The sequence below is a fragment of the Pokkaliibacter plantistimulans genome (genome assembly GCF_003194385.1).
GTDB classification, from domain to species: domain Bacteria; phylum Pseudomonadota; class Gammaproteobacteria; order Pseudomonadales; family Balneatricaceae; genus Pokkaliibacter; species Pokkaliibacter plantistimulans.
Window position 1 is genome coordinate 25,643 of the sequence record NZ_LAPT01000044.1, and the last position, 19,668, is coordinate 45,310.

Sequence of the window (19,668 nt, forward strand, 5' to 3'; positions counted from 1 at the left end):
GGCCAGCACGCAACACTTACGTCCATGATCAGACAGGCAGAGATTTGAACTGTTTTCGCAGATCGCAAAAAGGGCAGATCACTCTGCCCTTTCCTCTTACTCTTTGAAGCTGTTAGCCCTGACGCTGCCAGGTGGTGCCTTCACGGCTGTCATTGAGGATAATGCCCTGATCCTTCAGGTAGTCACGGATACGATCAGACTCTGCAAAGTTCCTGGCTTTCTTCGCTTCAGCCCGCTGCACGATCAAATCTTCGATTTGTTCGGCGCTGATTCCCGCCTCTTCCATACCACTCTGCAGAAAGGCCTCGGCTGACTGCTGCAGCAAGCCTAGCACACTCCCCAACGCAACCAGCTGACCTGCCAGTTGCTGTGCACGGTCGATATCCTCTTCCTTGCGTGCACGATTGATCTCGCGAACGATATCAAACATCACAGACAGTGCTTCCCGGGTATTGAAGTCGTCATCCATCGACTCGTTGAAACGCTGTAGATAGGCCGCTTCAACTTCAACGCCGCTGCTGGCGTAGTCAAGACCACGCAATGCGTTGTAGAAACGCTCAAGCCCCTGTCGCGCTTCCTGCAGCGAGGCTTCACTGTAGTCAATCTGACTACGATAGTGCGTAGACGTCAGCAGATAACGGATGATCTCCGGGTTATACCGCTCCAGCACATCGCGAATGGTGAAGAAGTTACCCAGTGACTTGGACATCTTCTCGTTATCCACTCGCACAGCACCGGCATGCAGCCAGTAGTTGACGTACTTCTGCCCGGTTGCCGCTTCAGACTGGGCAATTTCGTTCTCATGGTGAGGGAAAGGCAAGTCCGGGCCGCCACCATGGATATCAAAGGTGTTGCCCAGGCAGCAAGTAGACATAGCTGAGCACTCAATATGCCAGCCAGGGCGACCTTGCCCCCAGGGAGAAGACCAACTGACTTCACCGTCTTTGGCCATCTTCCACAGCACGAAGTCCAGTGGGCTTTCCTTGTCTTCCGCCACTTCAACACGCGCACCAGCGCGCATGTCTTCCAGATTGCGGTTAGTCAGCTTGCCGTAGTCAGCAAAACGGTCAACCCGATAGTACACGTCACCTGAGCTGCCCTGATAAGCAAAGCCTTTGTCGATCAGCGTCTGCACCATGTCGACAATGTCATGAATATGACCGGTAGCACGGGGCTCCTGATCAGGACGAAGCACCCACAGAGCATCCTCATCTTCATGCATGGCATGGATAAAGCGCTCGGTCAGACTATCTACACTTTCACCGTTCTCTGCTGCCCGACGAATGATCTTGTCATCGACATCGGTGATGTTACGCACGTAGGTCACATCAAAGCCACGGAAACGCAGGTAACGGGTGATAACGTCGAAAGACACCATGACCCGGGCGTGACCGATATGACAGTAGTCATAGACCGTGATGCCGCATACATACATGCGGATCTTGCCAGGCTCGATGGGTTGGAACTCTTCCTTACGTTTCGTGAGGGTGTTGTATACCTGCAGCACCTTCGTCTCCCCGTGGGATTAAATAAAACCGGGCAGACGCTCATCACCTCTGCCCGCAGGAGGGGTGATAAAACCAGAGCTTCATCACCCAAGATAGATCAGTGGAATGCGATACTTCCCACCTTGTTTACTGGTTTCAGCCTTTCTGCTGAATCTTGGCCCAGGAGTCACGCAGGCCAACAGTGCGGTTGAATACCAGCTTATCAGTGCTGTGATCATAGCGATCACAGACGAAATACCCCAGACGCTCGAACTGGAAACGATCCTCCGAGCTTGCCTGGGTCAGGCTGGGCTCAGCCCAGGCAGTGGTCGTAACGACCAGCGACTCAGGGTTGATCACTTCCAGGAAGGATTTGTCCTTGTCGCCTTCAGGATCTGCCTCGGTGAACAGACGATCATACAGACGTACTTCACACTGCACGCCCTTGCTCGCCGACACCCAGTGAATCACGCCGTTGACCTTGTATTCAGTGCTTGCACCGGCAGATGCTGGATCGTAGCTGCAACGCAGCTCAACCACATTACCCTGCTCGTCTTTGATGACCTCGTCACAACGCACCACATAGCTGCCACGCAGACGTACATATTGCTCTGGCGCCATGCGCTTCCACTTTTTCGGGGCGACTTCGGCAAAATCTTCACGCTCGATGTAGACCTCGCGGGTCAAGGGCGCAACGCGGGTGCCCATACTTTCATCCTTGGGATGATTCGACAGCACCACATCCTCGACCTTATCAGCGTCGAAGTTGGTAATAACCACTTTGACCGGGTCCAGCACACACATGGCACGTGGTGCTTTGGCATCCAGATCCTCACGAATACTGAATTCCAGCGTACCTACATCCACGACGCCATCACTACGGGTGACGCCAATGCGTTCACAGAAGTCACGCAGGGCAGCGGCGGTGTAACCACGACGACGCAGACCGGAAATGGTCGGCATACGAGGATCATCCCAGCCGTTGACGTGCTGCTCATCCACCAGCTGCTTCAGCTTGCGCTTGGAGGTCACGGTGTAGTTCAGGTTCAGGCGGGCGAACTCGTACTGACGTGGTTTGCAGGGTGCGCTGATATTGTCCAGATACCATTCGTACAGGGGGCGATGGTCCTCAAACTCCAGGGTACAGATGGAGTGAGTAATACCCTCAATAGCGTCCGACTGACCGTGAGTGAAGTCGTACGTGGGATAGATGCACCATTTGTCGCCTGTCTGGTGATGATGCACGTGGCGCACACGGTAAATGATCGGATCACGCAGATTGATATTCGGCGATGCCATATCGATCTTGGCGCGCAATACCGCTTCGCCTTCCTTATATTCGCCTGCCCGCATTTTCTCGAATTCAGCAAGGCTTTCTGCGACAGGGCGATCGCGATAAGGACTATGCTTGCCAGGCTCAGTCAGGGAGCCACGATACTCACGCATCTGCTCCGGCGTCAGATGGCAAACGAATGCCTTGCCATTTTCGATCAGCTCAACCGCCCAAGTGTAGAGCTGGTCAAAGTAATCAGAGGCATAACGCACCTCTCCCGCCCAGTTGAAGCCAAGCCAGTGAATATCTTCCTTGATGGAATCAATAAACTCCTGGCTTTCTTTCTCAGGGTTGGTGTCATCAAAACGCAGATTGCATTCGCCCTGAAAGTGTTGTGCCAGACCAAAGTTAAGGCAGATGGACTTGGCATGGCCGATATGCAGATAGCCATTGGGTTCCGGCGGGAATCGGGTAACGATCTTAGTGTGTTTGCCAGAGGCCAGATCGGCATCAATAATCTGACGCAGGAAATGGTTGGGCGCGTTATTGTCGTTGCTGCTCATAGCACCAGAGAATGTGTCCTTTAGGGCGCGGGCGCCTGTCGCCAGCGCTTAGAAAAAGTAGTCGCCTAGTGTACGGTTTCAATCCGCCCTAGACAACACAGGCACCTTCACCGGCAACCCGCAAACTGCGCGCAAACCCACCAACCATGCGCCCTGCGGCGAATTCCACGGATCAGTACCGTTTGCACAAGCCTGAGCCTTGGGCTAAAGTGCCGCACAGATTGTCCCCTGGACATCCTTTTCAGTGCCCTGTTTGGGGCCGTTTCAGGCGTTATCCGCAGAGGTCGTTCGTGCTCTGCCACAGTCCAGACCTGTGTGTCTGAGTAAGTGGAGGCTTGAACAGGTACCTGGCGGAGTAACTTAGGCATTGTCATACAGGACTGCAGCATGAGCATGGTTATTCTGAACACCAACTTCGGTGCCATCAAAATCGAACTGAATCATGAAAAGGCCCCCAAAACCGCGGCCAATTTTGAACAGTACGTGAAAGACGGCTTTTACAACGGCGTCATCTTCCATCGCGTTATCGATGGATTCATGATTCAGGGCGGCGGCTTTGAGCCAGGCATGACCCAGAAATCAACCAATGCTCCGATTGAAAACGAAGCCGACAATGGCCTGTCAAACGACGCTGGCACCATCGCCATGGCGCGTACCATGGACCCACACTCTGCTTCCGCCCAGTTCTTTATCAACGTCAGCAACAACACCTTCCTGAACCACCGTGCCAAGACCATGGATGCATGGGGCTACTGCGTATTTGGTCAGGTAGTGGAAGGCATGGACGTGGTCAACAAAATCAAGGCCGTTGCCACCACTTATAAAGGCGGCCATCAGGACGTACCTGTAGAAGATGTAATTATCGAGAGCGCCGAGATCGCCTGATGAGTATCCTGTTCATTTCCGATTTGCACCTGCAACCGAATCGTCCTGATATCACTCAGGGTCTGCTTGACCTGCTGGAGCAGGAAAAAGCCGCCCTTAAGCAGCTGTATATTCTGGGTGACCTGTTCGAGTACTGGATCGGCGATGACGGGATACAACCCTGGCAGGCACCCGTGCTTCAGGCATTGAAAAGCCTTAGCGACGGTGGCTGCCAGGTATTCTTCCAGCACGGCAACCGTGATTTTCTGATTGGTGAACGCTTTGCTGACTTGACCGGAGTCACGCTACTTCCGGAAGAGTTTCTTACCACGCTGTATGGCGTCCCGACGCTTCTGCTGCACGGCGACAGCCTCTGTACTCGCGATGCGGCCTACATGGCCTTCCGCCAGCAGACGCGGTCACCGGCCTGGATCGGTCAGGTACTGGCTATGCCACTGGCCGACAGGGTCAAACTGGCGCAGTCTCTGCGTGACCAGAGCAAGATGGCCGGACAGAGCAAAAGCGAAAGCATCATGGATGTCACGCCTGAAGAAGTGGACAACGCACTACTTCGCCATCAGGCAACAGTGATGATTCACGGCCATACCCACCGCCCAGACCGCCACCCGATTATTCTTGAGCACCGTCCGCATGAACGCATTGTGCTGGGTGACTGGGACAGCCGCGGCTGGGGGTTGTGGATCGACAGCAGCAACCCCGCTGACTGGCAATTACGTTCATTCCAGCTGCCAGCCCAAACAGCCTGAGCCCTGCTCGTCTGCTGAATCCGACACCATGATTAAATACCCTGTTCGCCTTGATAAGCTGATTGCCCACCTGACCGGAATCACCCGCTCTCAGTGCAAACAGCTGCTCAGGGCAGGCGCAGCCACCATCAATGGTGAACCCTGCCGTGATGGTGCGCACCATGTGAAGGAACAGGACAGCGTTCTCTGGCAAGGAGAGGCACTGCGCAGTTCTTCTCCCCTTTACCTGCTACTGCACAAGCCAGCAGGCTACGTCAGTTCCACGACAGACAGCGAACACCTGTCGGCACTGCACCTCGTTGACGCGTCACTTCGCTCGCGCCTGCATATCGCCGGTCGGCTTGACGTGGATACCACTGGTGCGCTGCTGCTGACTGATGATGGTGACTGGTCCCATCGAGTCACCTCTCCACGCCATCAGAAATCCAAGACCTATCTGGTCACACTGGCCCGCCCGATCCGAGAAGAAGAGCTACTACCTCTGCGACAGGGCATCATGCTCCATGGTGAAGAGAACGCTACCCTGCCTGCTGAGGCCGTGTGGTTGTCAGATCATCAGGTCAGGCTGACTATCTGCGAAGGTCGCTACCACCAGGTCAAGCGCATGTTCGCTGCTATCGGCAACCACGTCTCAGCGCTGCATCGGGAGCAGGTGGGCTCCCTGACACTGGAAGGTTTGCAGGCAGGACAATGGCGACACTTGACGCCGGCAGAGGTTGCCACGTTCTGACAGGTCTGCCGTTTTAACTCCCCTTTACTTTGCCCCCTCACATCTTGCTAACGCATCAGGTACACTGGTTGCCGCTGCTTAGCAGCCTCTCGCCTCTGTGTCTGCATATATCATGCTGACTGGAAAACGAGTGACCTACTTATCTTTGTGGATGGACTAGAAAGACATGAGCCAGTTCTGGAGCGAGGTTGTAAACCGACTGACCCCCTACGTGCCCGGTGAACAGCCCAAGATCACCAATCTTGTCAAACTGAACACCAACGAGAACCCCTACCCGCCGTCACCGGCTGTGCTCGAAGCCATCCATCACGAAACTCATGCCAATCTGCGCCTCTATCCCGACCCCAACAGCAGCCGTCTGAAACAGGCGATTGCCGACTATCACCAGCTGAATCTGGACCAGGTGTTTGTCGGCAACGGCTCTGATGAGGTACTCGCTCTGGTGTTTCAGGCTTTGCTGAAGCATGACAAGCCACTGCTCTACCCTGATATCACCTACAGTTTCTACCCGGTGTACTGTGGGCTGTACGATATCGAGGCTGAGCTGATCCCTCTGGCAGAAGACTTCAGCATTCGTATAGAGGACTATCGGCGCCCCAACGGCGGCATTATTTTCCCTAACCCCAATGCACCCACTGGCTGCTTGTTGCCACTGACGGCGGTGGAACAACTGCTGCAGATGCACCCTGAGTCGGTGGTCGTGGTAGACGAAGCCTACATCGACTTTGGCGGCGAATCTGCGATCAGTCTGGTCAGTCAGTACCCCAACCTGCTGGTCATCCAGACACTGTCCAAGTCTCGGTCACTGGCAGGCTTGCGTGTTGGCTTCGCTGTAGGCCAGGCCGATCTGATTGATGCGCTTGAACGAGTCAAAAACAGCTTCAACTCCTATCCTCTGGATCGACTGGCTGTGGCTGGCGCTACAGCGGCCTTTGCAGATGACGCATACTTCCGTGACACCTGCAGCAAGGTCATTGCCAGCCGTGAATCACTGGCGTCTTCGCTGACCCAGCTAGGTTTTGAAGTACTGCCATCGGCGGCCAACTTCATCTTCGCCCGCCATCCCCAGCGCGATGCGGTGCAGCTGGCAGCCTCGCTGCGCGAGAAAGGCATTATCGTGCGTCATTTCAAACTGCCGCGTATCGATCAGTTCCTGCGTATCTCTATTGGTACCGAAGAGGAATGCAGTGCGCTGGTAACCGAGCTGACCCGTATCCTGCATTCATAACTGGCTAGACCTGCCCTGATGCTGAGACGCCATCGGGAACGTACAACGTTCCCGAGCACTGAAATCTGGCAAGTGAGGAATACCGCGATATGTTCACGAACAGTCCGAAGGTATTTCCCACACTGTACCGGACAGCCAGTGACATGCTCCAGGGTTGGGAACCAGCATCAGGCGGGTTAAATACAAAGAAGCGATCCGGGAAATCACTCCCTCAATTCATAGCCAAATCCGCAGATCATGAAGCTGACCGATCTTACCTCTATTCCCGTTCCGATGATTGCTGTGGCCATCGCAGCCCTGATTGTCATCGCCCTGCTGTGGCGTCTGCTCACTCGTCGCCATCGGCACGCACCGCAGGCACTGGCGCTGAATACCCACCCGCTTGATGCGGAGCATCTGTTCATGCTGCAGGCATTGCAGCAGGCTGTCCCCGATACCTTACTCGTGCTGGCAGATATTCCGGTGGGTCGCGTCGTGGAAGCAGACCAGCGCAGTGCTGTTCAACGCCATACCGCATCGGACATGGAATCGACCCTGTTCGACTTTCTGCTGATCGAAAAAGACAGTGGCAAAGTACGTGCTGCGGTCGAATATCAGGATCAGGACAGTAACCCGGCGCAACTCAGCTGGCTTGAAGAACTCTGCCATCTGGTAGACCTCCCCCTGCTGACGCTGATCAAAGGGGCCAATGACAGTCCACGAGGGCTGAAAGACAAACTGAACGAGGTACTGCAACGGCAGCGTTTCCAGCTTAAGCCGGATGATGTGCCACAGGACGACGTGCTTGCCAGCCTGGCGCAGCTGGAACGTAAAAAGCCCGACAATGATCCTCTGGCAGGCCTGTCTGCCAGCCGAGAAGCAGAGCCAGCTCCTGTGCCTGAGCGTCGTGCGGCAATGCCTCAGCAACCTGTGCGTGTGGTCGCCCCGCGTGAACCGACGTTCAGTGAAGCACGACATTTTGCTCCTGTACCGGCGTCCCGTTTCAAGACACCTCCACCCGACGATATCGAGTGGGATGAACGCAACACCAATCCAGAAGTGCCCATTCTCGAGCAAATGGCTGAGCCACCCGTGCCTCAGGCCGCGCAGATGCCTCGGCACAGACTGCCGCTGGACGAGCTGCAGCTTAACCCGCTGGCGCCTGCTTCAATGGCTGACACCACGACCAGAATGACCACAACCAGAATCGAAGTACCTGTTGCACCAGCGCCCACACGAGCAGTCCCGCAACCCGTCAGCCCGCGCGCCAACGCACCACGCCGAAGCACCAATGCCATCAATGATCTGATTGATGATGACGACCCGCCCATAAGCCTCTGACGGCATACAGCGACTGTCCACCGTGGTTTAAAGCTTCATAAATGACTGTCCCGGCTCAAGGCCGGGACAGTCATTTAATTACGTCAGGTTGCTATTAACGCAGGCGCCGCACCCTGAATGAACGCCCCTTGATCTTGCCTTCACTCAGGCCATCCAGAGCCCGGCGAGACGCATCAAACTCCACCGCCACCAAAGCGTGGAAATCAAAGATGGCAATTTTACCCACCTGACTTCCCTGCAGACCTATCGCCCCCGTCAGCGCTCCCAGAATGTCGCCGGGTCGAACTTTGTTTTTACGACCGCCGTCCAGCTGCAGGCTGACCATCGGTGCCTTGTAGGGCGCCAGTGGAATGGACAGCCATTTGGCACAGGGCTCAACGGTCAGTTCCACGTTCAGCTCTTTCTGAATTCCATCCAGTTTGTGGGCTTCACTGGCAGTCAGCAGGTTAATGACCAGACCTTCACGACCAGCTCGTCCGGTACGGCCACTACGGTGGACATGAACCTCGGCATCACGGGTCATTTCATAGTTGATTACGGCCTCGACATCATCCACATCCAGACCACGGGCAGCTACATCGGTCGCCACCAGAATGGAACAGCTGCGATTGGCAAAGCGGGCAAGTATCAGGTCCCGCTCCTTTTGCTCCTTGTCACCATGCAAGGCCAGCGCTGAAAAACCATAGGCACGCAGAATATCGGTGACCGCCTCACTGCTCTGACGGGTGTTACAGAACACCACGCAGGAGGCTGGCTGATAATGACTCAGCAGCCCCACCAGCACCTCATCACGCTGATCCTTTTCGACCTGGATGACACGTTGCCGTATGACCGTCTGCGTATGCTGGGTATCAATTTCCACCGTCACCGGCTCACGCATGAAGTCATAGCTCAGAGTGGCGATGGAGTCTGGGTAGGTGGCAGAGAACAGCAGGCTTTGGCGACTGCCCGGCGTCTTACTGATGATATTGCTGATACTGTCAAAGAAGCCCATGTCCAGCATACGGTCAGCTTCATCCAGCACCAGAGTATTGACCCGGCTAAGATCCAGCGTCTGTTTACGCAAATGGTCTTCGATACGTCCCGGAGTACCGACCACTATATGCGCACCGTGCTCCAGTGAGCCGATCTGTGGGCCGATAGGCATACCACCACACAGTGTCAGTACTTTGATATTGGGCAGAAAACGCGCCAGTTTGCGCACTTCTTTTGCGACCTGATCGGCCAGCTCGCGCGTTGGACACAACACCAGCCCCTGTACCGCGTACATTGCAGGGTCAAGGCGAGTCAGCATAGGCAGAGCAAACGCCAGGGTCTTACCACTACCGGTTTTCGCCTTGGCAATCACATCCTTGCCGTCCAGCGAGGCTGGCAGGCTGGCTGCCTGCACCGGCGTCATCTGCTCAAAGCCAAGATTGGCCAGGTTATCGAGCATTGAATCCGGCAACGACAGTGAAGCGAATGCCTGGCTTTCGGTCGGTGGCGTAGAGGAAGTCATGGAGAAAAACCTTAAATTGATTGGCCGTGCTGGCCGGGCCGCACAGTTTAGCAGAGATTGCAGCTATCCGCTGTTTGAAGCAGTCAGCAATTTATTTGGCCAGGCCCACAGACGTGGAGTGCGCTATTCAGTGACCTCAGCCCTCAACATTTGCTGAATGAGCTTTTCCAGCTCCAGCAGACGTTTCTGGTGGGTCACTTCTGCCTTCAGATAGGCTTTTCCCAGCTGCCTCAGCTCACTCAGGTTAGTGCAATGAACGCTGAGCAACTCGGCCAGAGAGTCTGAATGATTCTGGTTGGAATCAAACATATGTTTGAGAGCGGTCTCCGCCTGCCCCAGCTGACTGTTCAGATTGAGCAGCTGCTGATCCAGACTGATCAGATGAGTGCTGATATCAGGCAAGTCCTGCCCCAGTGAATAGCTGATGCCCTGCAATGTCTGCTCAAGACGGGTCGCAGCCTCGCGAAAGCGCGACAGAAACAACTCGCCCTCACGATCCATAAACAGATTCAGTAACTCGTCGGGGTAGAGCGCACGGGTTCGCGCATCAGTTCGCGTGGTGTACTCACCTTTCTGGGTGCAGTAAGGCTTGTGCTTGCCGGAGGGAATTTCAATACGCAGGAAGGGCCTGGTTGACAGGTTTTCAACATAAATTTGAATGTCGATGTTAGGTATGCAGTCGGAAGCCTTGTTCAGGATCAGCAGCCGTGCATCATCATCAACCGGGCAGCCAACCACCCGGCCGCGTTGCACACCGCTGGTAGTGGTGTACTCTTCCACGCCCACCAGCAATGCACCACCCTCCGCTGAATTGGCGAATGCCACCAGCAAATGGCTTTTAATTCCACTCAGGTCACGCTTGAAGTCCACACCGCTACCTTCCGGCATGGACAACAGGTGCCTGGCTCTTCGGCTGATGCCGCGAAACTCTTGCCGCGACAGCGGGCGAAGACTGACTTGGTTGCTATCAGGCGCTGTAGTGGACATCGTTGAAGGGGTCCAGCGGGGTACTGCGACGGGCATCTCGCTCGCTGAACAATTGCTGTCCCACTAAATTCAGCCCTTTGCGGTGAAACCACCAGTCAATCTCGGTCTTCCGCTCACGAAGGCGCCCCAGTGCCATCTTTTCGCGGAACAACACAAAGAAATGTACGAAGAAGAAAGCCAGGCTCATTCCCAGAAACACATCAGAATGAAATGCGAACAGCACAGCAATGAAACCCATAATCCACCAGCGCCCTTCGCTGGCATGCTTGTGCGCCGCTTCGGCTTCAGCCAGCCGGTCATTGAACGACACAGCGCGGCGATATTGCTGCTGTAACGCATACTTGTCTTCAGGATTAAGCATAAATTCCATAAAAGGTCCTTATCTACATGGACAGACTTTTTTGCACAGAGCGAGCCGCTCAATTCAGGCTCACCTTACAAACATAGTCCAAGATGAAACCAAAGGAGCACGCTGAAAAGCCTGCTCCTTTACTCATCTCAGGCCAGACTCTTACTTACGATTTCGTATACATCCTTGGATAACGGCTGTGCCGCAATACGCTCCAGCGCTGCACGCATCTGCGCCTGACGTGCAGCCGGATACCGGCGCCAGCGGGTCAATGGCGTCACCATACGTGATGCCAGTTGTGGATTCATCGGGTCAAGATGGATCACCTGATCCGCCAGGAACTCATAGCCAGCACCGTCAGCGCGGTGGAAACCGACCGAACTCTGGCCGTAAGCCCCAAGCACCGAGCGGACCTTGTTAGGGTTACGCCAGTCGAAGGCTGCATGCTGTAACAGACTCTGTACCTTGGCCAGCGTTCCCTCCCCCGCTACCGACGCCTGGAGTGACAACCACTGGTTGACGACCAGCGCATCCTCACTCCAGCGCCCGTAGAACTGCTCCAGCAGTTCATCAGCCACTGTGGTGAACGGACTGTGCACCACAGCGGCCAGGGCTCCCATGCTGTCAGTCATGTTATCAGCTTCAGCGTATTGCTGCCGCACCAGCTCCAGCGCCTCTTCACGCTCGGTCGCCAGCAGGTAACCGAGACACAGATTGTTCAACGCACGCTGACCGATAGACGATCCGTGGAAGGCATAGACACCATCCGGTTCGGTAGCATGGTAACGCTCACGGAAACGCGCACAGAGTGCATCGGCAAGTACTTTCCGTACCCGGCGACGGGCCTGATGAATGGCCTCCACGTCGATAACCTGGGCATTCTCAGCCAGATAAGCCTCGCTAGGCAGTGTCAGCACCTTGGCGGCCACGGCATAGTCCAGATCGGTATCGTCCAGCACCCGCTCAAACGCTGCGATCAGCGCCGGATCAACCTCTAACTCTTCGCCTGCCTGAATCGCGCCAATCTGCTCCTGCAGGATAGCCATAGCCAGACGCTGACCCGCTTCCCAGCGATTGAAGCCATCGGTATCGTGGCTCATCAGGAAGCTCAACTCCTCGCGACTATAGGGATAGTCCAGTTTCACTGGTGCAGAGAATCCGCGCAGCAGGCTGGGAATCGGTCGCTGGGTGATACCTTTGAACATGAAGCGCTGTTCCGCTTCGGTGACATCCAGCACCAGGGTAGAGTCCCCCTGCAGGTGATGCTCGGTGCCATCGGGGTACAGCAGGCCAACAGCCAGTGGAATATGGAATGGCAATTTCTGCTCCTGACCGGGAGTGGCCGGGCAGCTCTGGCGGACATCCAGATAGTAGGTCCCTGTCGCGGCATCATACTCATCAGTCACCTGCAGGCGCGGTGTGCCCGCCTGCGTGTACCAGCGCATGAACTGGGTCAGGTCACGACCACTGACTTCTTCCATGCAGCGCACGAAGTCATCACAGGTAACGGCCTGGCCATCAAAGCGCTCAAAGTACAGATCACTGCCCTGACGGAACAGCTCCGCACCCAGCAGCGTGTGGATCATGCGTACCACTTCTGCGCCTTTCTCATAGATGGTCAGGGTGTAGAAGTTGGAAATTTCCATGTAGTTATCAGGGCGTACAGGATGGGAGGTCGGGCCTGCATCCTCGGCAAACTGTGCCGTACGCAACAGGGTCACATCCTCAATACGTTTGACGGCTGCTGAGCCCATATCGGAAGAAAACTGACTGTCACGGAATACCGTGAAGCCCTCTTTCAGACTGAGCTGGAACCAGTCTCGGCAAGTCACACGGTTGCCGGACCAGTTGTGGAAGTATTCGTGGGCGACGATGGCTTCAATACGCTGAAAACCGGCATCAGTCGTGGTATCGGCACGGGCCAGCACACAGGAAGAGTTGAAGATATTGAGACTTTTGTTCTCCATCGCACCCATGTTGAAGTCATCAACCGCGACGATATTGAACAGGTCCAGATCGTACTCACGACCGTAGGCTTCCTCGTCCCACTTCATTGAGCGCTGCAGCGCGCCCATGGCAAATTCTGTCTTGCTGATGTTCCTGGCTTCGGTGTACAGACGCAGTGTCACCGCACGCCCGCTCATGGTGGTGAAGCTGTCTTCGATGTGTTGCAGATCTCCAGCCACAAGGGCAAACAGATAGCTCGGCTTGCGGAAAGGGTCATGCCATACAGCAAAGTGACGGCCATTTTCCAGCTCACCCTGCTCCACCAGATTACCGTTGGACAGCAACACCGGATACAGCGCCTTGTCGGCCTCGATACGCGTGGTGAACACACTCATGACATCGGGACGGTCGGGATAGAGCGTAATCTGACGGAAGCCTTCCGCCTCACACTGAGTGCAATACATGCTGCTGGATTTGTACAAGCCTTCGAGCGTGGTGTTGTTCTGCGGCTGCAACTGGGTCAGGACAGTCAGGGTCGCTTCATCGGGCACCGCTTCGATAACCCAGTCTTCACCACTCACCCGATAGCCAGACTCATGCAACAGCTCTCCGTTGACCTCAACACGCAACACCTCGGCATGCTGCCCACCATTGAGTACCAGTTGCCCGGGGTGCTGACGTTTTATATGCAGATTGCTGCGAACCTGACACTGCTCCTCGAACAGGGAGAACGTCAGCTCGACACTTTCCACACTGAATGCAGGCGGCTGGTAATCCTTCAGATAAACTGTTTTGGCGTTATCCTGACTCATTATTTACCTCTCCGTAATCCTGATTCTTATTGAATTCGGTATCTTGCAAAAATCGCTCACGCACTGCGTTGCTTGTAACGACATGGCATCTGACTACATAGCAGCACAGCATGTCAGGCCGTTTACCGCCTGATGACCTGAGCAGAAAATGCCCGCGTTATCTGACCGCGATCTGCACCTCGTAGGCAGTGAACTTGCGGATATTGATGACACCGGTATCCAGCAGCCAGTACTGGCCTTTAATGCCCAGCAGGGTGCCGCTGATTTCAGCTGTCTTATCCAGATTCAGCGCTTTGATCTTGTCGGGATACCTTAACACCGGATAGCGAATATGGGCTGTCTGCACATCTGTTACAGGTTGTAAGGACTGCAGCCCGAAACGCTGACTCAGGCCATTCAACTCGGTAGCAAAGCGCTCGAACAGCTCATCTCGCAACACCTGCAGATCAACCTCTTCTGGCTCGCCTTTGAGCATGCGTTGCCAGGCAGTGCGGTCACTCATACAGGTACGCAGCAGTGCCTCTACACATCCGGCCTGATGACGAGTGCGTGTTCGCATGATCGGCAAGGCCCAGGAGGCCCCCTGATCCAGCCATCGGGTAGGCAGCTGACTGTAGCGGGTGATGCCCACTTTGGTGGCTGAGGTATTGGAAAGGTAAACGAAGTGGTCATTCATGCAGACCGACTCCGCCCACTCCGGCTCCCGACAGGTTCCCTGATCGTAGTGACAGGTCACCGGATCCATCATGCAGGTATCACAACTGGCCAGACGGCTAAAACAGGGATAGCAGTACCCCTGATTAAAGCTTTTGCGGGTCAGCCGTCCGCACTCTACGCAGTGAATCGCCCCCGTAAAACGCAGCTTTACTTCGCGGCCCAGCAACGACGACATCAACAGCGGCGTTGCACTGGCATCACCCTGATTGCGCAGATGCAGGCTGTAGGTCACTGCGCCACTGCCGTCTGCTGCCAGCTCGGCAGCCATCTTGCGCAGATTGCCCTGTGCCAGAATAGACCACTCTGGCGATATGGAAACGGCGCTGTGCCCGATGCCATTAGCCTCAGCACCCGCTGGTGCTGCAATAAACAGATCCCCGGTCATCAGTGTTTGATGATTAGGCTAGGATCTTTCTTGCCCAATGCGGCGAGCGGGTCTGAACCATGCTGGGTGCCATCGGCACGAGTGCGGTCGATAAAACCGATACGCTCGCTTTCTGGCAGGTTCACTTCACTCCAGGTAATGATGGCCTCCAGGCACAGGCTGCGCTGCTCTTCAGTAAGGCGCTGACCATTAGGCCACTTGCCCAGTTCAACAGCACGCTTGAGGTTTTCATAGATTTCGGGGGTCATCGACCGCACCAGCGATTCATAATCCATCGATATTACCTTTATTACTCTGGCCAGATCGCCACGAGTTTTGACTACTTTCAAGTAGGTTTGGAACAATACTTCCTCAGCCATACCGGCAAAGGTGGTCAGGCTGTCGTTATCGCACGCTCTGTGGACGGAGCAAGTGAGTGCCGAAGGCTAGTAGCAAGCCACTGCACAGACCTGCCAGATGAGCCTCGTTCCCCACTTGCCCCATCCCCAGTGAAGCGGGAACATCCAGATAGCCTAATACCAGCCAGAAAATCATGAAGCCAAAAAGAGCTGGAGGCATATTCAATGACTGCACAGGGCGCAGACGATCCCACAACCAGATAAAACCCAGCAAGCCATACACGACACCAGACAAACCACCAAACATCACCACACCAGCCCAGTACTGTGCCAGATTCGAGATAACGCCAACGCCAGCTATCGCCAGTAACAGCCAGATACGACCAAAAGCAGGCTCCAGGCGTTTACCCGACTCCCAAATCCACAGACTATTGAAAACGATATGCAGCAAGCTGAAGTGCAGAAACATTGGCGTCAGCAGACGCCACCACTGGCCTGACTCCAGCGTCAGCTGCAACGTCCCTGCGAAAGCCTGATTACCCAAGATGTGAACCGGCACAATGGTGAACCAGAAAAAAGTCTCGGTATAGTCACCCATCCCTGTCAGCAAAGTGATCGCCAGAGCCAGCAACAGCACACTGATGGTAACGGGCAACTGTCTCCACAGACGCAGAAAGCCATTCATAAACTAATGGGAACCTCTTGCAGCTCAGTATCGTTGGGTTTGACATCAACCCAGACAAATTTACCAGGATGAATGCGATGCTCGGTGTCCATACGATACGCCACCAGCTTGCCGTATTTGACGGCACTGTAGTCCAGGCAGGCGATATTGTTGGTCAGCGGTGCAGGGTGCCCTTCCCGCCAGTAGTGGCCGATAAACAGCGGCGGATGTTCTGCTCCGTAATAGAGCAGTCTGGCACGGTCATGACTGCTTATTGGCATGACGGCGATGTCTTCTGGCAGGGGGTCCGGCTGAAACAGCACCTCGCCGTATGTCTGCGGGTTGTCCAGCCAGTAGCTGGTACGAAAGAAGCGGCGATGCACACCGTCGCGGCTGGAGATAAAGCGCCCGTCCGGCAAGCGCAGATCGGTACCACGCATCAGGCGCTCTGCCACGTCAAACTCGAAACTGCCCGGCGTCACTGAGCGCAGCAGAAACTCATGATCCATCACGCCGTTCGGGCAGCGCTCTGCAAAACGTCGTATCAGCGCTTCGTCCCAACAGGCATGCACCACCCGAAAGTGGGTTTCCTCAATGAACAGCGGCAAGGTCATAAACCACTGCAGGAACGTATCCCACTCATGCTGATACAGCGCGAACTGCGCCAGGGTTTCACGAATCATTCGCTCGTGACGAGCATTATGCTCGCGCAGCGGCTGCTTTCCCGGCCCCTTATCAGTATGAGTGCAATAACAGATGGCGTTGTATTCATGGTTACCCATGACCATCCGCGCCTCGCCTGCGTCGACCATATTCTTGACGATATGCAGCGCCTCACGGATACGCGGACCACGGTCAACAATATCACCGAGGAAAATCGCTTTGCGCTGGGGATGCCTGAACACACCGTCACACTGACGGTAGCCCAGTTTTTTTAACAGCCGCACCAGGGTATTGGCACAACCATGTACATCACCGATCAGATCGAAGCCTGAGGAATCCTGCTGTAGCCCCACATCACCCTCCCTGATCGGCAGTCCATCCAAGTTTGTTCCGACAGGTATCATAGAAGTTGTAGTTGACCGGATGAATCAGACGCAGTTTGTGCGGCCGCTTGTGGATACGAATCACGTCGCCCGGTGCACAGTTGATATGAATCTGACCGTCGCAGCTTATATGGGGATAGGTCGCGTTCTTTTCACTGACGACAATTTTCAGCTCGGCGTTACCGTCTACCACGATAGGGCGACTGCTCAGGGTGTGGGGGAACATGGGCACGATGACAATGGCATCCAGCTTGGGATGCATGATGGGCCCACCACCGGAAAGGGAATACGCTGTCGAGCCAGTGGGCGTTGAGATAATCAGGCCATCGGAGCGCTGGTGATAGACAAACTGGCCATCGATATAGAGGTCGAAGGCAATCATACGCGTTGACTTGCCGGGATGCAGAATGACATCGTTCAGGCCAATACCCTCGCCGATGACTTCGTCTTTACGTCGTACCTGCGCACCGATAAGAAAGCGGCTTTCCGAGGTATAGCGACCCGCCAGCACATCCATCATTTTCTCTTCGACTTCATCCGGCGAAATGTCCGTCAGAAAGCCCAGACGCCCGCGGTTGACACCCACTACTGGCACACCGTGTTTGGCCAGCGCACGCGCGGCGCCGAGCAGCGAACCATCACCGCCGACAACGACGACCAGATCAGTGATCTCACCCATGATTTTCATACCCGCCACCTGTTGATTGTGACCGGGCATGACCGAGGCAATACTCTCTTCCAGTATCGGGTTTAATCCCTGCTGCTGCAGAAAGCGCGATAAGCGTCTGACGGTGTCGATCACCTGAGGGCTTCCCAGGCGGCCGATCAGACCTACATTGTGAAACTGTTCCATACCTGCCTCTTACCTGTGCCTGAGGGCATCCACCCTGCCGCGATGAAGCATCAACCCCAGAAAAACCGCCACACACTACTGCCTAAGCGGGTGTTCAGCAACCCCAAAGCCCCCTGCTGCCTGCCCGTAACCAGCAACACTTAATTTAGCAGCCATCCTGCTCATGCTCACGGTTTCCGCAGAGGGATACTGGCTCATATAAGCAAGGTAAAAAGACGTTCGTGACCAATACAGGCTTTATTGATCTGTATCACAGAGGCACTACCCGCTCTGGAGTATCGTCACTTTCGTGCTGAAGATACTTCACCAAAGAGCAATCAGGGACGCATTGCCTGAAGTTCAAGCAGACACCTCTTGCAATCACAGCCTCTTCCTCCCCTGGCAGAGGCTTTTCTTTTTCTCGCCTCGCTCTCCAAACCAACGCAAGCATCATGGTGAATGTAACACGTACTCTCGTCTGCAGAACCTGTACCAACATGGTTGAACCTTCGCTTTGACAGGCACATAGAACACCTGACCAGCAGGTCTATTTTTTGTGCATGTATCAGAATTTTGGCATCATGCGGCCTGCATCCGCCCTAGTCAGTGAGGCTTATACCATGTCGTCCAAAGTTGTTGTGCTGGATATCGATGACGTCCTTACCATCACCCGCGAAAAGGTTTATGAAGCCATGCGTGCTGCGTCAGGCAAAGATATCCACTGGCAGCACTGGAGCGAATACGACCTGCGTCTACGCTTTGAGATGACTCACGAAGACATCATGGATGTGTTCAACAGCCACGACATCATCAATCAGGTCGACCCCGAGCCCGATGCGGCCCCCTTTATCAATCTCTGCCGGGATGCAGGCTACCGCGTTGTCGCCTTGACAGCACGCGGCTGGCACCCTGATGCGGATCTGCATACCTGGGCCTACTTCGAGCGTTATCAATTAAAGGTGGATGAACTGCACATCTGCACGCCTGTGGAATGCAAATCTGACTACATTCGCCAGCTGGGGAATGTTCACCTCTATGTGGATGACCATCTGCGCCACATCATGAATGTCCGTGAGAAAACCGATAACGTGCGCCATCTGGTGCTAATGGACCGTCCCTGGAACCAGACTGAGGAACCCATTGAGCGGGTATTCCAGTTGTCAGAATGCCAACGCTTCCTGTAGTCCGCGTTTAACGATGAAACCGACCCAACATGGCGTCTTTCAGCAGGGTGCGACATTTTGTCTCATCCCGCTGTCTTGCCTTACCACGTACACTGCGGGTCGTTTTACCCATGAGATCATCCAGCGTGATGTCAGGCATGACAGCTGAGAGCAAGGCGCCACTGCCTCGTGCGCTGATCGGTATTACTGGTGCAGCTTTCTTGTTGCTGGTAACGCTGTTTGGCTCACGCTGGCTGTCAACACACAATGGCGACACCACGCTGAATGCACCGGTTTGTCAGCTAGCTGCGGGCGAACAGGAATGTTCATTCCAGCTGAAAGACAGCGCGAAGACGATGAGTTTCAGGCTGGCCTCCTCACATATTGCGCTGACTGAACCGGTTCCCTTTGTCATCCGTGTATCTTCCGGCTGGCCAGTCGACAGGGTTGAAATGGATCTGCAGGGGCGCGATATGTATATGGGCCTCAATCACTCCGAGGCGGTTAGACAAGCAGCGGATGACGAACGGTCCAGTACATCAGGTGGCAGTCTGTTTAGCGGAAATATTGTCGTCCCAGCCTGCACAACAGGCACCATGGTATGGCAGGCACTGATTACCGCCACCAGCGGCAATCAAACGTTCAAGGCAGCAGTTGAATTCAAGGCTCCTCAATGACAGCAAATAACCAGGCACCAG

The 19,668-nt window shown here is 55.0% G+C and carries 18 protein-coding genes; 7 read left to right on the forward strand and 11 right to left on the reverse strand.

Annotation, left to right across the window (positions count from 1 at the left end; translation table 11 throughout):
• Window positions 1-112: 112 nt before the first annotated feature.
• Together cysS and WH50_RS10480 are read right to left on the reverse strand one after the other, a co-directional pair.
• Window positions 113-1,504 (reverse strand): cysteine--tRNA ligase, encoded by a 1,392-nt coding sequence (gene cysS, locus WH50_RS10475; RefSeq protein ID WP_110187280.1) that lies wholly within the window; start codon window positions 1,502-1,504, stop codon window positions 113-115.
• Between the two features lie 139 nt (window positions 1,505-1,643).
• Entirely contained in the window at window positions 1,644-3,323 is a 1,680-nt protein-coding gene (locus tag WH50_RS10480) for a glutamine--tRNA ligase/YqeY domain fusion protein (RefSeq protein WP_110187253.1), read from the reverse strand.
• A 393-nt stretch (window positions 3,324-3,716) separates the two neighbouring features.
• Between WH50_RS10480 and WH50_RS10485 the strand changes: the two genes are divergently transcribed.
• The 5 genes from WH50_RS10485 (at window position 3,717) to WH50_RS10505 (ending at window position 8,232) form a co-directional block, all read left to right on the forward strand.
• A complete protein-coding gene (locus WH50_RS10485; RefSeq protein ID WP_110187281.1) occupies window positions 3,717-4,208 on the forward strand; it encodes a peptidylprolyl isomerase in 492 nt (163 codons plus the stop codon).
• Window positions 4,208-4,954 (forward strand): UDP-2,3-diacylglucosamine diphosphatase, encoded by a 747-nt coding sequence (locus tag WH50_RS10490; RefSeq protein ID WP_110187254.1) that lies wholly within the window; start codon window positions 4,208-4,210, stop codon window positions 4,952-4,954. The genes WH50_RS10485 and WH50_RS10490 overlap by 1 nt, the downstream gene beginning before the upstream one ends.
• 28 nt (window positions 4,955-4,982) lie before the next feature.
• Window positions 4,983-5,684 carry a pseudouridine synthase gene (locus tag WH50_RS10495; protein ID WP_110187255.1) on the forward strand — a complete coding sequence of 234 codons (702 nt, stop codon included), beginning with the start codon at window positions 4,983-4,985 and terminating at the stop codon, window positions 5,682-5,684.
• A 166-nt stretch (window positions 5,685-5,850) separates the two neighbouring features.
• Window positions 5,851-6,912 carry a histidinol-phosphate transaminase gene (hisC, locus tag WH50_RS10500; RefSeq protein WP_110187256.1) on the forward strand — a complete coding sequence of 354 codons (1,062 nt, stop codon included), beginning with the start codon at window positions 5,851-5,853 and terminating at the stop codon, window positions 6,910-6,912.
• A 237-nt stretch (window positions 6,913-7,149) separates the two neighbouring features.
• Complete coding sequence (locus tag WH50_RS10505) at window positions 7,150-8,232, forward strand: DUF2726 domain-containing protein (RefSeq protein ID WP_110187257.1); 1,083 nt, start codon at window positions 7,150-7,152, stop codon at window positions 8,230-8,232.
• A gap of 94 nt (window positions 8,233-8,326) precedes the next feature.
• Here WH50_RS10505 and dbpA read toward each other — a convergent pair whose 3' ends face one another.
• From dbpA to WH50_RS10550, 9 genes are all read right to left on the reverse strand, one after another.
• Entirely contained in the window at window positions 8,327-9,730 is a 1,404-nt protein-coding gene (gene dbpA, locus WH50_RS10510; protein WP_110187258.1) for an ATP-dependent RNA helicase DbpA, read from the reverse strand.
• Between the two features lie 123 nt (window positions 9,731-9,853).
• Window positions 9,854-10,717 carry an AlbA family DNA-binding domain-containing protein gene (locus WH50_RS10515; RefSeq protein ID WP_165838384.1) on the reverse strand — a complete coding sequence of 288 codons (864 nt, stop codon included), beginning with the start codon at window positions 10,715-10,717 and terminating at the stop codon, window positions 9,854-9,856.
• On the reverse strand, window positions 10,698-11,087 hold the full coding sequence (locus tag WH50_RS10520; protein ID WP_110187260.1) for a hypothetical protein: 390 nt from the start codon (window positions 11,085-11,087) through the stop codon (window positions 10,698-10,700). Before WH50_RS10520 ends, WH50_RS10515 begins: the two co-directional genes overlap by 20 nt.
• Before the next feature lie 128 nt (window positions 11,088-11,215).
• Window positions 11,216-13,825, reverse strand: a complete 2,610-nt coding sequence (gene pepN / locus WH50_RS10525) for an aminopeptidase N (RefSeq protein ID WP_110187261.1) — start codon at window positions 13,823-13,825, stop codon at window positions 11,216-11,218.
• Between the two features lie 157 nt (window positions 13,826-13,982).
• Window positions 13,983-14,927 carry a DUF2797 domain-containing protein gene (locus WH50_RS10530; protein WP_165838385.1) on the reverse strand — a complete coding sequence of 315 codons (945 nt, stop codon included), beginning with the start codon at window positions 14,925-14,927 and terminating at the stop codon, window positions 13,983-13,985.
• Window positions 14,927-15,202 (reverse strand): YeaC family protein, encoded by a 276-nt coding sequence (locus WH50_RS10535; RefSeq protein WP_110187262.1) that lies wholly within the window; start codon window positions 15,200-15,202, stop codon window positions 14,927-14,929. Before WH50_RS10535 ends, WH50_RS10530 begins: the two co-directional genes overlap by 1 nt.
• Before the next feature lie 109 nt (window positions 15,203-15,311).
• A complete protein-coding gene (locus WH50_RS10540; protein WP_110187263.1) occupies window positions 15,312-15,950 on the reverse strand; it encodes a rhomboid family intramembrane serine protease in 639 nt (212 codons plus the stop codon).
• The gene (locus tag WH50_RS10545) at window positions 15,947-16,975 is read right to left on the reverse strand and encodes a metallophosphoesterase (protein WP_243410072.1); all 1,029 of its coding nucleotides are present in this window, start codon (window positions 16,973-16,975) and stop codon (window positions 15,947-15,949) included. Before WH50_RS10545 ends, WH50_RS10540 begins: the two co-directional genes overlap by 4 nt.
• A complete protein-coding gene (locus WH50_RS10550; RefSeq protein WP_110187265.1) occupies window positions 16,947-17,828 on the reverse strand; it encodes an NAD(+) kinase in 882 nt (293 codons plus the stop codon). Before WH50_RS10550 ends, WH50_RS10545 begins: the two co-directional genes overlap by 29 nt.
• A 599-nt stretch (window positions 17,829-18,427) precedes the next feature.
• Between WH50_RS10550 and WH50_RS10560 the strand changes: the two genes are divergently transcribed.
• Window positions 18,428-18,991: an HAD family hydrolase gene (locus tag WH50_RS10560; protein WP_133251299.1), complete on the forward strand. Its 564-nt coding sequence runs from the start codon at window positions 18,428-18,430 to the stop codon at window positions 18,989-18,991.
• Window positions 18,992-19,101: 110 nt separating this feature from the next.
• Entirely contained in the window at window positions 19,102-19,647 is a 546-nt protein-coding gene (locus WH50_RS10565) for a hypothetical protein (RefSeq protein WP_133251300.1), read from the forward strand.
• Window positions 19,648-19,668: the final 21 nt, after the last annotated feature.